We start from the raw sequence: 13798 nt of genomic DNA, 5'->3' as shown, positions 1-13798 counted from the left end.
AGAATCGATAGTTCGAATTTGATCATATTTTAGAAAGCGTTAACCATCCGTGAGGGTCCGGCCGAGGATATCGGCCACGTCGCGCGATAGCCCCGCGGCGGAGGCGAATTCGCCAAGCGTGGCCGTGGCTTGAGTCCGGCGTCCGGATTCCAGCATTTTCCACGATCCGAACGCGGTCAGAAGCCGCGCGGCGAGCTGTGGATTGACCCCGTCGATGGTCCGGATCGCCTCCGCCATCAATCGGAAGCCCGCTCCGTCGGGTCGGGCGAACTGGGTCGGGTTCGCCATGGCGAAGGTTCCGAGAAGGGCCCGCACCCGGTTCGGGTTGGTGATGGCGAAAGCCGGATGGCGCTGAAGCGCGGCGACGCGGGCAATCGTGCCGTCCTCGGGAATCATCGCCTGAATGGCGAACCACTTGTCGAGGACCAGCGGCTCGTCGGCGTAACGGGCGCCGAAGGCCTGGAGCGCCGCCTCCCTCGCGTCCCCCGGTATCGCGGCCAGGGTCGAGAGGGCCGCCAACCGGTCGGTCATGTTGGTGGCCTCGGCGAACCGGGCGGCGGCGAGTTCGCCGCCTCGAACTTCGTCCGCCGCGGCGATGAGGTCGAGGGCGGCATGGCGCAGGGCCCGGCGCCCGGCCGAGGCCGCGTCGGGACTAAAGGCCAAGTCCGTCGCGTCGGTCATGGCGGTGTGGAGGGAGTCCAGTCGTCCTCCGAGACCCCGCCCGATCTGGCGCCGCAAGGCCCGCCGGGCGCGGTGGATCGCATCGGGGTCGATGTCGCGGCCGAGTTCGTTGGCGACGTCGCCTTCGCTCGGCAGACCGAGGACGAGGGCGGCGAAGGCCGGATCGCTCAGGGCTTCGGCGTCGAGGAAGGTGGAAAGAGCCTCGATGAAGGCCCGCGCGTCCGGTCCCGCATCGTCCGCCGGCGGGGCATCGGCCCTCGTCCGTTCGACGATCAGGCGCATGGCGACGCTCTGGGCCGCCTGCCAGCGGTTGAACGCATCGGAGTCGCGGGCGAGCAGCCGCAGGCGGTCCGCATCGCTCGATGCCATCTCGATCCGGACCGGGGCGGAAAAGCCCCGGAACAGGGACGGCACCGGCCTCTCATCGACCCCGGAGAACATGATCTCGTCCGAGGTCCGGTCTAGGACGAAGACGCCCTCACTGACACGCTGGCAGGACGCGGCGATGGGGCCGCCCTCGCCGACGAGGCCGAGGGCGATGGGGATGACGAGGGGCGGGCTGTCCTCGGCGCCCGCCAGGCGCTGGCGAAAGCGCAGGCGATAGGTCCGGGCTCCGGCGTCGTACTCCCCCTCGACGCCGACCACCGGGGTTCCCGGCCGCTCGTACCACCGCGCGAAATCCGACAGGTCGCGCCCGGTCTCCGCGGCGAAGGCGGCGAGGAAATCCTCCACCGTGGCGGCTCGGCCGTCATTGTCGGCAAAGTAGCGGTCCATCCCGGCGCGGAAGGCGGCGGCGCCGACGAGGCTGCGCAGCATCCGCACGATCTCCGCGCCCTTCTCGTAGACGGTGGCCGTGTAGAAGTTGTTGATCTCGGCATAGGCCCGGGGCCGGACCGGATGGGCCAGGGGCCCGGCATCCTCCGGGAACTGGCGGGCCCGCAGCGTCCTGACCTCGCCGATGCGATGGACCGCACGCGAGCGCATGTCGGACGAGAATTCCTGGTCGCGGAAGACCGTAAGGCCCTCCTTCAGGCAGAGCTGGAACCAGTCGCGGCAGGTGACGCGGTTGCCCGACCAATTGTGGAAATACTCGTGGGCGATGATCCGCTCGATCGCCGCGTAATCGGCATCGGTGGCGGTGTCGGGCGAGGCGAGGACGTATTTGTCGTTGAAGATGTTGAGGCCCTTGTTCTCCATGGCGCCCATGTTGAAGTCGGACACGGCCACGACGTTGAACAGGTCGAGGTCGTAGGCGCGGCCGAACGCCTCCTCGTCCCACGCCATCGAGCGGGCGATGGCGTCGAGGGCATAGGCGGCCCGGTCCGCCTTGCCAGGCTCCACGTAGACGGCGAGGGAAACGGGACGGCCCTCCATCGTGGTGAACTCAGCGGACACCCGGTCCAGGCGGCCGCCGACGAGGGCGAAGAGATAGGCGGGCTTCGGGTGCGGGTCGTGCCAGATCGCATAATGGCCGCCCGGGCCGGCGGGTCCGGCCTGCGTCAGGTTGCCGTTGCCGAGAAGGACCGGCGCTTCGTCGACATCGGCCTCGATCCGGGTCGTATAGACCGACATCACGTCGGGCCGGTCCAGGAAGTAGGTGATCCGGCGGAAGCCGTCGGCCTCGCACTGGGTGCAGTAGACGCCGCCCGACTGGTAAAGGCCCATGAGCTTGGTGTTGGCGGTCGGGTCGACCCGCGTCTCGATCGTCAGCGAGAAGGCCCTTTGCGGCGGCTCATGCACCGTGAGGGCGGATGCGGTGGCGGAATAGGCCGCCGGATCGAGGATGGTGCCGTCGAGGGACAGCCTCGTCAGCGCGAGATCGTCGCCGTCCAGCACCAGCGGCGCGTTCGGGCGTCCGTCCGGGTTCGGGCGCAGGGCCAGGGTCGCGACGATCCTGGTTTCGCGGGGATGGAGCCGAACGTCGAGTGCCACCGTGTCGATGAGGTAATCGCTCGGCCGGTAATCCTCGAGACGGATCAGGGTCGGGGTTTCGGTGCGCATGCGGTCGATCCTGATCGGGAGCGAGGCTAGGAACGGCTCCGCGTCGTCGGCCTCCTCGGCTTCCACCCTGGGGGCGTGAAGGGAGGCGGCCGCGTCGGAGGCCCGGTGGCGTTGACGCTTGGCATAGCCGGGCCACATAGGCGGCATCAACCGGAGACAATCAGCCCATGGAATACCTGCACACGATGGTCCGCGTGGCCGATCTCGACAAGGCGCTCGCCTTCTACGTGGACACGTTCGGCCTGCGCGAGACCCGTCGCGTGGAGAACGAGAAGGGTCGCTTCACCCTCGTCTTCCTCGCGGCCCCCGGCGATTACGACACGGCCCTGGAGACGAAGGCGCCCCAGGTGGAACTCACCTACAACTGGGATCCGGAGACCTATTCCGGCGGGCGCAATTTCGGCCACCTCGCCTATCAGGTGGACGACATCTACGCCTTCTGCGCCCGGCTGCAGGACAAGGGCGTGACCATCAACCGGCCGCCGCGCGACGGCTACATGGCCTTCGTGAAGTCGCCGGACGGGATCTCCATCGAGATCCTGCAGAAAGGTGAGGCCAAGGCGCCGCAGGAGCCGTGGGCCTCCATGGAGAATACCGGCTCCTGGTAGGACCGCGACCGCGCGGGGCGCGTCATCGCGCGCCCCGCTCGTGGCGCTTCAACGCTCTGCGCCGCCCGTTTCGCTGGCCGGCGTGATGCCGAGTTCCGCAAGCTTGGCCGCGACGGCTTCGATCGGCCGCTTGAGTTTCAGGCTGATGATGGAGACCGGCACGCGCTCCCGTGCCAGCGTCCGGAGTTCGGACACGTTTTCGAGCGTCCAGGCCGAATCGCTCGTTGCCATGGTCACCTCCTTACGTTGACGGGCCGCCGCGAAGGGTGCGGCCGCCGTCTCAGGAGCTAGGGCCGCGCGGATCGTCGAGCAAGCCAACGAACAAAATCCCGCCATGGCGCCCGGATGGGCATCCGGCTCCTTGACCTCGGGCGCGATGGCGGCGCACATCCGCGCCGGATCAGTCGGCCGGGCGGCCGCTCCGGTGCGAACCGGGGAGGAAAGTCCGGGCTCCATGGAGAGACGGTGCCGGATAACGTCCGGCGGGGGCGACCCCAGGGACAGTGCCACAGAGAGCAGACCGCCCTGCTTCATGCGGGGTAAGGGTGAAAGGGTGCGGTAAGAGCGCACCGCGGACGCGGCAACGCGGACGGCACGGCAAACCCCACCGGGAGCAAAACCGAATAGGGGCGACACGCTCGGTCCGACAGGACGGGGCAGGCCCTCTCTCCAGGCTCGTCGCCCGGGTTGGTTGCTCGAGGCGTTCGGTAACGATCGTCCCAGAGGAATGGCCGCCACGTCCGGGAGTTCGCTCCCGGGCCCTACAGAACCCGGCTTAAAGGCCGGCTGATCCTCTTCCCGTAGGTGCCGGGACGACGCCCGTCGCACCTCCCCACACACATCGAATACGCTGCAGAAAACCGACGAAACTTACCGTCGGTTAACCTTGCTGAGGTCTGATCGGTCCCGACGGTGCCCAGGCGGGTCCGCGCGTTGACGGTGCTCAGAGGCTCATGTTACCCGGAATCACTTCGTCGGCGGCGATTTTGGGAACGGCGGACGCACAGGGCGCTCGTCTGGGACGACGTGCGGGCCGCCTCCGCGACGTCTCGTCTTCCTTTGCCGTTCCGTCTCTTCCGGCCGCCTCGGAGCGGTCGATGCCCGCCGCAGGGACGCATGCGTCACATCCATTCCTCCGTCGCCGTCCGGCGTCCTCGACCCGTTCCGCGTCGGCGCGTTTCAGTCCGGCCCGTCCCGCGCACCGCCATCGGCCGGCGCGCGTCATGACGGTCCTCGATGACGACCTTCCCGTCGGCCCGAAGGCGGCCCCCCCTCACATTCCCGTGCTGCTCACGGAGGTCGTGGCCTCCCTCGGGCTGACTGGCGCGTCCCTGGCCGTGGACGGCACCTTCGGAGCGGGCGGCTACACCCGTGCGATGCTGCAGGCCGATCCGGGCCTTCGCGTGCTCGCCGTCGATCGCGATCCCAATGCCATCGCCGGCGGCGCCGGCCTCGTGGCCGCCTTCGAAGGGCGCCTGACCCTGGTGCCGGGCCGCTTCGGCACGCTCGATGCCCTCGTCCGGGACCAGGGCATCGAGACGGCCGACGCCGTCGTCCTCGATATCGGCGTCTCCTCGATGCAGATCGACCAGGCCGACCGCGGCTTCTCGTTCCGCAACGACGGCCCCCTCGACATGCGCATGGAGCGCGCCGGCCAGAGCGCCGCCGATCTCGTCAACGGCGCCGAGGAGGCGACGCTGGCCGACATCATCTATCACTACGGCGAGGAGCGCCGCTCGCGGGCGGTGGCCCGCGCCATCATCGAGGCGCGGCGGAAGGGCCGGATCGAGACCACGGCGGCGCTGGCCGAGATCGTGTCGAGCGTGGTCTGGGCGGATCCTGCCAGCGGCATCCATCCGGCGACGCGGACCTTCCAGGGCCTGCGCATCGCCGTGAACGACGAACTCGGCGAACTCGTCCAGGCGCTCCATGCCGCAGAGCGGATCCTCCGGCCCGGCGGGCGACTCGCGGTGGTCACCTTCCATTCGCTGGAAGACCGCATCGTCAAGCAGTTCTTCTCCGCGCGCAGCGGCCGGGCGGCCCAGTCCTCCCGCCACCTGCCGAGCGCCGATGCGCCGATCCCGCGCAGCTTCACCATGGTGACCAAGGGGCCGGTGACGGCCTCCGACTCCGAGGTCCACGCCAATCCGCGCTCGCGCTCGGCCAAGCTCAGGGCCGCCGAGCGCACCATGGCGCCCGTGGCGCCGCCGCTGGCCGCCATCGAGGCGCTGGCGGCCCTTCCCGCCCAGCGCGGTCACCTCGTCTCGAAGAGCGGTGGAGTGCGTCGGTGATCCGTCTGCTGAACGTCCTCGCCATCCTCGGCCTGATCGGCTCGGCGATCTACGCCTACTCGATCAAGTACGACACGCTGTATCAGGCCGGTCAGGTCTCGAAGGCGAAGAGCCAGCTCCACAAGGAGCGTCAGGCCATCGCGGTGCTGCGGGCCGAGTGGCAGCTCCTGACCCGTCCCGACCGTCTGCAGGCCGCCGTCGAGCGCCATCTCGCCCTCGAGCCCATCGGCGTGACCCATCTCGGACGCCTCGCCGACCTGCCGATGCGCCCCGATCGCGGCGACGAGATCGGCCGCCTGCTGGCCGCCACCGCGACGCCCAAGGAAAAGTCGGCGGTGAAGGCCGCCGACGAGCCGAGGACGACCGGTTCGATCACCACGCGCACGACGACCACCAAGCCGACGACCACCGCGTCGGCGACCAAGACGACCACCGTCCAAACCACCAGAACGCCCAATACGGTTTCGAGGTAGTCCCGTGTCAGACGAGACCGTTCACGATCACGCCCTCCACACCGCCGACGAGGCCGGGGAGGACCACCCCCAGGAGAGCGCTCCGCAGCCGGCGGCAGCCGCACGTCGGACCTGGACCGCGATGGGCGTGGTACGGGCGATGTTCCATCTGGCCATCGAGCGGTCCTACGCTCGCGTCGGCCTCGTCGGTCTCGGCTTCGCCCTGGTGTTCCTCACCATCGCCGGCCGGCTCGTGGCGATGGCGGCTTTTCCCCAGGCCGATAACGGCGACAACCGCGTCGCCGCCGCCGCGACCACCGCGATCCGGCCCGACATCGTCGACCGCAACGGCGAGATCCTCGCCACCGACATCCGCACGGTCTCGGTCTTCGCCGAGCCGAAGAACATCTACGACAAGGACGAGGCGGTGGAACTCCTCACCGCCGTCCTGCCCGAACTCAACGCCACGGACCTGCGCGCCAAGCTCTCGACGAAGAAGGGATTCGTCTGGGTCAAGCGCGAGATCACCCCGAAGCAGCAGCTCGAAGTGCATCGCCTCGGCATTCCGGGCGTCGGCTTCCTGCCCGACCACAAGCGCGTCTACCCCAACGGCACGGCGGCGGCCCATATCCTGGGCGTGACCAACCTCGACAATATCGGCATCGCCGGCATCGAGAAGTACATCGACAATACCGGCCTGAAGGACCTCAACAGCCTCGGCTTCGTCGCCAAGGCCACCGATCTCCGGCCGGTCCAGCTCTCCATCGACCTGCGGGCGCAATTCGCGCTTCGCGACGAACTCGCCTGGGGCGTCGACCACTTCAAGGCCAAGGCCGCGGCCGGCATGATCCTCGACGTGACCACCGGCGAGGTGATCGCGCTCGCCTCTCTGCCGGATTTCGACCCCAACAACCCGGCCGAGGCGAACAATCCCGACCGGATCAACCGGATGAATGTCGGCGTCTACGAGATGGGCTCGACCTTCAAGGCGATGACGCTGGCCATGGCCCTCGATTCCGGCAAGTACAACGTCAATTCCACCTTCGACACCCGCGGCGGCGTCCTCACCTGGGGGCGGCAGAAGATCCACGAATATCACGGCACCAACCGCACCATCACCATGCCGGAGGTGTTCACCCACTCCTCCAACATCGGCTCGGCCAAGATGGCGCTCGGCATCGGCGTGCCCGGCCACAAGGCCTTCCTGAAGAAGATGGGCCTCACCGACCGGATGCGGACGGAGCTGCCCGAGAGCGCGGAGCCCATCGTTCCCTCGCGCTGGACCGAGATCAACACCATCACCATCGCCTTCGGTCACGGTCTCGCGGTGGCACCGCTCCAGGCGGCGGCGGCGGTGGGCGCCATCACCAATGGCGGCAACCTCATCGTGCCGACCTTCCTCAAGACCACCGAGGCCGAGGCGCTGAAGAAGGCGACCCGCGTACTCAAACCTGAGACCAGCGAGGCGATGCGCTTCATCATGCGCCTCAACGCGGTGGAGGGCTCGGCCAAGAAGGCCTCGATCCCGCTCTACTATGTCGGCGGCAAGACCGGCACGGCCGAGAAGGTCATCCACGGCCGCTACGTGAAGAACCGTCTGTTCACGACCTTCATGGCCGCCGCGCCCATGAACAACCCGAAATACCTGTTCGTCACCATCATGGACGAGCCGCAGGGCCTTCCGGAATCCGGCGGCTACGCCACCGCCGCCTGGAACTCGGGCGTCGTCACCGGCCGGGTGATCGAGCGCGTCGCCCCGATCATCGGCCTGCCGCCGCAATTCGAGCCGCCGGTGAAGCCGTTCCCCCTGATGGTGAAGCTCGGCGCGTATCACGCGACGATGCTCGACGGACGATGAGCGGCATGACCCTCGGCGGATTGTTTCCCGAGGCCGACCTCGGGGCGGCGTCGGGACACACGGTGCGCGGCCTTACCGCCGACAGCCGCCGGGTCGTCCCCGGCGGCGTCTTCGTGGCGGTGCCGGGAACGAAGGTCGACGGAAAGACCTTCGCGGCGAAGGCCTTCGCGGATGGCGCCGTGGCCATCCTGGGGGAGGGCGACCGGCCGGCCGACCTGCCGGCCGAGGCCCTCTGGATCGCCGTTCCCGACGTGCGCCGGGCCCTGGCCCTGGCCGCCGCGCGCTTCTCGGGCCGCCAGCCCCCGACCGTGATCGCGGTCACCGGAACCAGCGGCAAGAGTTCGGTGGCCGATTTCGTCCGCCAGATCCTGTCGCGTCTGGGCTTCGCCTCTGCGAGCCTCGGCACGGTGGGCATCGTCACCGATCGCGGCGCCCAATACGGTTCGCTGACCACACCCGACCCGGTCTCGCTGCACGAGACCCTGGCGCGGCTGGCGGATGACGGGATCACCCATCTCGCCATGGAGGCCTCGTCCCACGGGATCGAACAGCGCCGCCTCGACGGCGTGACGCTCGCCGTCGCCGGCTTCACCAATCTCGGCCGCGACCACCTGGACTACCACGCGACCATCGAGGAGTATCTTCAGGCCAAGCTGCGGCTGTTCACGACGCTCCTGCCGGATGGCCGGCCCGCGATCGTCAATGCCGACGGCCCCTATGCCGACCGGGTCATCGAGGCCGCTCGCGCTGCCGGGCACGATGTCCTGACGACCGGTATGAAGGGCGATGCCATCCGTCTCGTCGACGCGCGGACCGAGGGCTTCGCCCAGGCCCTGACGATCCGGCTCGACGATGCGCCAGAAACCCATCGGGTCGACCTGCCCCTCGTCGGCGCCTTCCAGGTGGAGAACGCGCTCCTCGCGGCCGGCCTCGTCGGCGCCGCCATCGGCCGCGACCGCATGGGTGCCATTCTCGCCACCCTCGAACACCTTACCGGCGTACCCGGACGCATGGAGCGGATCGGCGAGGTCAACGGCGCCCTCTGCCTCGTGGATTACGCCCACAAGCCGGAGGCGCTGGCGAGCGTGCTCGACGCGCTGCGCCCCTTCGCCTCCGGCCGCCTGACCTGCGTCTTCGGTTGCGGCGGCGACCGCGATTCCGGCAAGCGCCCGCTCATGGGCGCCATCGCCGCCGATAAGGCGGACGTGGTCATCGTCACCGACGACAACCCGCGCAGCGAGGACCCGGCCTCGATCCGCGCCGCCATCCTCGCCGCCGCTCCCGGCGCCGTCGAGATCGGCGATCGCGCGGAGGCGATCCGCACCGCCATGCGCGGGCTCGGACCCGGCGACGTTCTGGTGGTGGCCGGCAAGGGTCATGAAACCGGCCAGATCGTGGGCGCACAGGTACTGCCGTTCTCGGATCACGAGGTGATCCGGGCCGCGATCGCGGAGGTGGGGGCGTGAGTTCGACTCAGGGTGAAACGCTGTCTTCAGCGCGTCTTTCCCTCCCCCGCAACGGGGAAGGGCGCACCCGCGGCCGCTCCATGCAGGAATCCGCCCGATGACGACACCCCTCTGGACCCCCGAGGCCCTGGAAGCCGCCACCGGCGGCCGGTTGCTCGGCAACGCGAAGCCGATCACCGGCGCCTCCATCGACACGCGGACGCTGCAGCCGGGCGACCTGTTCTTCGCCATTCGCGGCGATGTCCGGGACGGTCACGACTTCGTTCGCGATGCCCTGTCGCGCGGTGCCGGAGCGGCCGTGGTCGCCGCCGACCGGGCCGGGGAATTCGCCGGGGCGGGCGGCGTCCTCGCCGTCTGGGGCGCGGGCGAGGATCCGATCCTCGACGCCATGCGGGCCCTCGGCGCGGCCTCCCGCCGGCGCAGCCATGCCGGCATCGTCGCCGTCACCGGCTCCGTCGGCAAGACCGGCACGAAGGAGGCCCTGCTCCACGTCCTCTCCGCGCAGGGGCGGACCCATGCGTCCATCGCCTCCTACAACAACCACTGGGGCGTGCCGCTGACCCTGGCGCGGATGCCCGCCGACAGCGATTACGGCGTGTTCGAGATCGGCATGAACCACGCGCGCGAGATCGTGCCGCTGACGGCCATGGTCCGTCCGGACATCGCGCTGATCACCACGGTCGAACCGGTGCATATCGAGCATTTCGCCTCGCTCTCGGCCATCGCCGACGCCAAGGGCGAGATCTTTTCCGGGCTGAGCGCAGGCGGGACCGCGATCATCAACCGCGACAACCCGAATTTTTCGCGCCTGCTCGCCCATGCCCATGCCTCGAAGGCGGGCCGCGTCGTCACGTTCGGCGAGCACGAGGAGGCGGATGTCCGCGCCCTTCGCATCGTCATGCGGCCCGACCTCTCCGTGGTGGACGCCTCGGTGATGGGGATCCCCGTCACCTACCAGCTCGGAACGCCCGGCCGGCACACGGCGATGAACTCCCTCGGCGTCATGGCGGTGGTCCACGCGCTCGGCGCCGACCTGGCGCGAGCCGCCCTGTCCCTGGCCGCGTTAAAGCCCCCCGCCGGGCGCGGCGAGCGCACGGCGCTGAAGCTCCGGGACGGCGAGGCGTTTCTGGTGGACGAGAGCTACAACGCCAACCCGGCCTCGGTGCGCGCGGCCCTGGCCACCCTGTCGGGCATCGAGACGGGATCGCGCGGGCGCCGCATCGCGGTCCTCGGCGACATGCTGGAACTCGGGGCGGCGGCGGAAGAGCACCACCGCGCCCTCGCCTCGGCCGTGGACGAGGCCGGGATCGATCTCGTCTTCACCGCCGGCCCGATGATGCGCCACCTGTTCGAGGCGCTGCCGGTGAGCCGGCGCGGCGTCTCGGCCGGAATGTCGTCGGATCTCGTCGATCCCCTCCTCGGTGCCCTTCGCGCCGGAGACGCCGTGATGGTCAAGGGCTCGAACAGCATCCGCATGGGCCGCATTGTCGAAGCCCTCAAAGCCCGCTACGCGGGCGCCGTGGACCGCGCCGAGTCGGCGCAGGCCGCGATCCGCCAATAGACCTCCGTGTCAGTCCCGGCCTCATGCCGGGAGAGCCCGCGAGCCGGGCGACACGGCGGGGACGGAAAGGCGCGCGGCCTCCTCCAACCCCGGATCGTCCATCGTCAGACAAACCGCGACCGGGTGCTGGATGCTGTATCTCCTGTCGGACCTGAGTGGCACGCTCTCGCCCCTCAACGTCTTTCGCTACATCACCTTCCGCACCGGCGGCGCGCTGTTCACGGCGGGCCTGTTCGTGTTCTGGTTCGGGCCGCTCATCATTTCCCTGCTGCGCCTGCGCCAGGGCAAGGGCCAGCCGATCCGCGAGGACGGGCCGCAGACCCATCTGACCAAGCGCGGCACGCCGACCATGGGCGGGCTGATGATCCTGGCCGGCGCCATCGTGGCGATCCTGCTCTGGGCCAATCCGCGCAATCATTTCGTCTGGGTGACCCTCGCGGTGACCCTCGGCTTCGGCGCCATCGGCTTCTACGACGACTACCTCAAGGTGACGAAGCAGTCGCATAAGGGCTTCTCGGGCAAGTTTCGGCTGCTGCTCGAAGCGTCCATCGCCATCTCGGCCTGCACCCTGATCTCGTATTATTCGGCGCCCGCGCTCCAGAACCAGCTCGCCTTCCCGGTCTTCAAGGACGCGCTCCTGAACCTCGGCTGGTTCTACGTCCTGTTCGCCGGCTTCGTCATCGTCGGCGCCGGCAATGCGGTGAACATCACCGACGGTCTCGACGGCCTTGCCATCGTGCCGGTCATGATCGCCTGCGGCACGTTCGGCGTCATCGCCTACCTCGTCGGCAACGTCTTCACCGCCGGCTACCTTCAGGTGAACTACGTCCGCGACACGGGCGAACTCGCCGTCGTCTGCGGGGCCGTGATCGGCGCCGGGCTCGGCTTCCTGTGGTTCAACGCGCCGCCGGCCCAGATCTTCATGGGCGACACCGGCTCCCTGGCGCTCGGCGGCCTCCTCGGCACCGTGGCCGTCGCCACCAAGCACGAGATCGTGCTGGCCATCGTCGGCGGCCTGTTCGTGCTGGAGATTATGTCGGTGATCATCCAGGTCGCCTCGTTCAAGCTCACCGGAAAGCGCGTCTTCCGCATGGCGCCGATCCACCACCATTTCGAGCAGAAGGGTTGGAAGGAGCCGCAGGTCGTGATCCGGTTCTGGATCATCGCCGTGATCCTGGCCCTCGCCGGCCTCGCGACGCTGAAGCTGCGCTAAGCAGGTTTCGCGGAAGTGGCCCCCGGTTCCGCGATCAAAACCTGCGACAGAGCAAAGAGCTGAGCAGGGTGAAGCGTTGGCTTGCCAACGCGAACCTGCTTAGAGCGGTCCTCTCCGCCGAACCGGCATCCGTCTCGGTGGAGAGCGCTCCAGGCATGGTATGATGATTTTTCGCGATCGCCCGGTTGCCCACCGATCCACCTCCGGATGACGAGGGGGAGGGCGGCAGACGGGCCGTGCAGATGTCGAGTTCGAGACGCGCATGACCCCCGCCACTACCTTCGCCGGCCGCACGGTCGCCCTGTTCGGTCTCGGCGGCTCCGGCCTCGCTACGGCGCTCTCGCTCCAGGCCGGCGGCGCCCGGGTCGTTGCCTGCGACGACAACCCCACCAGCATGGCCCGGGCGCAGGAACAGGGCATTCCTACCACGGACCTGCGCGGTGCCGACTGGTCGGGCTTCTCCGCCCTGGTCCTGGCGCCCGGCGTGCCGTTGACCCACCCCGTGCCGCATTGGACCGTCGATCTCGCCAGGGCGGCCGGGATCGAGATCATCGGCGACGTGGAACTGTTCTGCCGCGAGCGGGCGCAGATCGCCCCCGATGCACCCTTCGTCGCCATCACCGGCACCAACGGCAAGTCCACCACCACGGCGCTGATCGCCCATATCCTGAGGCAAGCCGGCCTCGACGTGCAGATGGGCGGGAATATCGGCACGGCGATCCTGTCGCTGGAGCCGCCGGCTCCGGGGCGCCATCACGTCATCGAACTGTCCTCGTTCCAGATCGACCTGACGCCGTCCCTGAACCCGAGCGTCGGCGTGCTCCTCAACATCACGCCGGACCATCTCGACCGACACGGGACGATGGAGAACTACGCGGCGATCAAGGAACGCTTGATTCAGGGCTCTGCCCTTGCGGTGATCGGCATCGACGACGCGCCGAGCCGCGCCATCGCCAACCGGCATCGGGGACCCCTCGTGCGCATCGGTGTCGCGCAACGGGACGTGGATGGGCTGATCGTTCGCGACGGAACCGTCACCGGGCGTTCCGGGCAAGCCATCGCCGACGTGTCCGGCATCGGCTCCCTGCGCGGTGCCCATAATTGGCAGAACGCCGCCGTCGCCATTGCCGTCGTCCAAGCGCTCGGCGTGACCGATGACGAGATCGCTGCCGGATTGAAGAGCTTCCCCGGCCTGCCACACCGGATGGAGGAGGTCGGCCGGCGCGGCCGTGTGCTGTTCGTCAACGATTCCAAGGCGACCAACGCGGACTCCACCGAGAAGGCCCTCACCGCCTTCCGCGACGTCCATTGGATCCTCGGCGGCAAGCCCAAGGAGGGCGGCATCGACCTGCTGGCGCCGCTGTTCGACCGCGTCGCCCATGCCTACCTGATCGGCGCGGCGAGCGACGCGTTCGCCGCGACGCTGGAGGGGAGGGTGCCCTTCACGCACTGCGGCACCCTGGATGTGGCCACGAAGCAGGCGGCCGAGTCCGCTGCGAGATCAGAGGCGCCGGAACCGGTGGTGCTGCTCTCGCCGGCGTGCGCCTCCTACGACCAGTTCAGGAGCTTCGAGGACAGAGGCGACCAGTTCCGGACGCTCGTGCGGGGCCTGATCGGATAATCCAACCGCGGACCCCGTTTTCCGCGACCGGCTTTATTGGGATTTA

The 13798-nt window shown here is 68.9% G+C and carries 10 protein-coding genes and 1 other RNA gene; 9 read left to right on the top strand and 2 right to left on the bottom strand.

The genetic code is table 11. The annotated features are described in order from the left end of the window. Window positions 1–39: 39 nt before the first annotated feature. Window positions 40–2682: an aminopeptidase N gene (pepN, locus tag MKK51_RS14115; RefSeq protein ID WP_243978632.1), complete on the bottom strand. Its 2643-nt coding sequence runs from the start codon at window positions 2680–2682 to the stop codon at window positions 40–42. Window positions 2683–2849: 167 nt separating this feature from the next. Here pepN and MKK51_RS14110 point away from each other — a divergent pair, with 167 nt between their 5' ends. After that, a complete protein-coding gene (locus MKK51_RS14110) occupies window positions 2850–3290 on the top strand; it encodes a VOC family protein (protein ID WP_018045183.1) in 441 nt (146 codons plus the stop codon). A 48-nt stretch (window positions 3291–3338) separates the two neighbouring features. Here the strand turns inward: MKK51_RS14110 and MKK51_RS14105 are convergent, their stop codons facing one another. Next, window positions 3339–3680, bottom strand: a complete 342-nt coding sequence (locus MKK51_RS14105; RefSeq protein ID WP_243978003.1) for a hypothetical protein — start codon at window positions 3678–3680, stop codon at window positions 3339–3341. A 10-nt stretch (window positions 3681–3690) separates the two neighbouring features. Between MKK51_RS14105 and rnpB the strand changes: the two genes are divergently transcribed. The 8 genes from rnpB (at window position 3691) to murD (ending at window position 13752) form a co-directional block, all read left to right on the top strand. Continuing rightward, window positions 3691–4084, top strand: an RNA gene (gene rnpB, locus MKK51_RS14100) — RNase P RNA component class A. A gap of 429 nt (window positions 4085–4513) precedes the next feature. Next, window positions 4514–5581, top strand: a complete 1068-nt coding sequence (gene rsmH / locus MKK51_RS14095; RefSeq protein ID WP_243978001.1) for a 16S rRNA (cytosine(1402)-N(4))-methyltransferase RsmH — start codon at window positions 4514–4516, stop codon at window positions 5579–5581. After that, complete coding sequence (locus MKK51_RS14090) at window positions 5578–6054, top strand: hypothetical protein (RefSeq protein WP_243977999.1); 477 nt, start codon at window positions 5578–5580, stop codon at window positions 6052–6054. The genes rsmH and MKK51_RS14090 overlap by 4 nt, the downstream gene beginning before the upstream one ends. A gap of 4 nt (window positions 6055–6058) precedes the next feature. After that, window positions 6059–7891 carry a peptidoglycan D,D-transpeptidase FtsI family protein gene (locus tag MKK51_RS14085; RefSeq protein ID WP_243977997.1) on the top strand — a complete coding sequence of 611 codons (1833 nt, stop codon included), beginning with the start codon at window positions 6059–6061 and terminating at the stop codon, window positions 7889–7891. Continuing rightward, window positions 7888–9357, top strand: coding sequence for a UDP-N-acetylmuramoyl-L-alanyl-D-glutamate--2,6-diaminopimelate ligase (locus MKK51_RS14080; protein WP_243977996.1), 1470 nt, complete (start codon window positions 7888–7890; stop codon window positions 9355–9357). The genes MKK51_RS14085 and MKK51_RS14080 overlap by 4 nt, the downstream gene beginning before the upstream one ends. A 97-nt stretch (window positions 9358–9454) precedes the next feature. Further along, a complete protein-coding gene (locus tag MKK51_RS14075) occupies window positions 9455–10918 on the top strand; it encodes a UDP-N-acetylmuramoylalanyl-D-glutamyl-2,6-diaminopimelate--D-alanyl-D-alanine ligase (RefSeq protein WP_243977994.1) in 1464 nt (487 codons plus the stop codon). Window positions 10919–11048: 130 nt separating this feature from the next. Then, window positions 11049–12131 carry a phospho-N-acetylmuramoyl-pentapeptide-transferase gene (gene mraY / locus MKK51_RS14070; protein ID WP_227435421.1) on the top strand — a complete coding sequence of 361 codons (1083 nt, stop codon included), beginning with the start codon at window positions 11049–11051 and terminating at the stop codon, window positions 12129–12131. Between the two features lie 262 nt (window positions 12132–12393). Next, on the top strand, window positions 12394–13752 hold the full coding sequence (murD, locus tag MKK51_RS14065; RefSeq protein WP_243977992.1) for a UDP-N-acetylmuramoyl-L-alanine--D-glutamate ligase: 1359 nt from the start codon (window positions 12394–12396) through the stop codon (window positions 13750–13752). Window positions 13753–13798: the final 46 nt, after the last annotated feature.

The sequence above is a fragment of the Methylobacterium sp. E-045 genome, assembly GCF_022829685.1.
In the GTDB taxonomy this organism is placed as follows: domain Bacteria; phylum Pseudomonadota; class Alphaproteobacteria; order Rhizobiales; family Beijerinckiaceae; genus Methylobacterium.
Note: the sequence above shows the minus strand (reverse complement) of the source record. Positions and strands in the feature narration are given on the sequence as shown.

Excerpts from the sequence above, each read along its gene's own strand:
- pepN (WP_243978632.1), bottom strand. The coding sequence starts at position 2,682 with ATGCGCACCGAAACCCCGACCCTGATCCGTCTCGAGGATTACCGGCCG.
- MKK51_RS14110 (WP_018045183.1), top strand. The coding sequence starts at position 2,850 with ATGGAATACCTGCACACGATGGTCCGCGTGGCCGATCTCGACAAGGCG.
- MKK51_RS14105 (WP_243978003.1), bottom strand. The coding sequence starts at position 3,680 with ATGTGCGCCGCCATCGCGCCCGAGGTCAAGGAGCCGGATGCCCATCCG.
- rsmH (WP_243978001.1), top strand. The coding sequence starts at position 4,514 with ATGACGGTCCTCGATGACGACCTTCCCGTCGGCCCGAAGGCGGCCCCC.
- MKK51_RS14080 (WP_243977996.1), top strand. The coding sequence starts at position 7,888 with ATGAGCGGCATGACCCTCGGCGGATTGTTTCCCGAGGCCGACCTCGGG.
- MKK51_RS14075 (WP_243977994.1), top strand. The coding sequence starts at position 9,455 with ATGACGACACCCCTCTGGACCCCCGAGGCCCTGGAAGCCGCCACCGGC.
- mraY (WP_227435421.1), top strand. The coding sequence starts at position 11,049 with ATGCTGTATCTCCTGTCGGACCTGAGTGGCACGCTCTCGCCCCTCAAC.
- murD (WP_243977992.1), top strand. The coding sequence starts at position 12,394 with ATGACCCCCGCCACTACCTTCGCCGGCCGCACGGTCGCCCTGTTCGGT.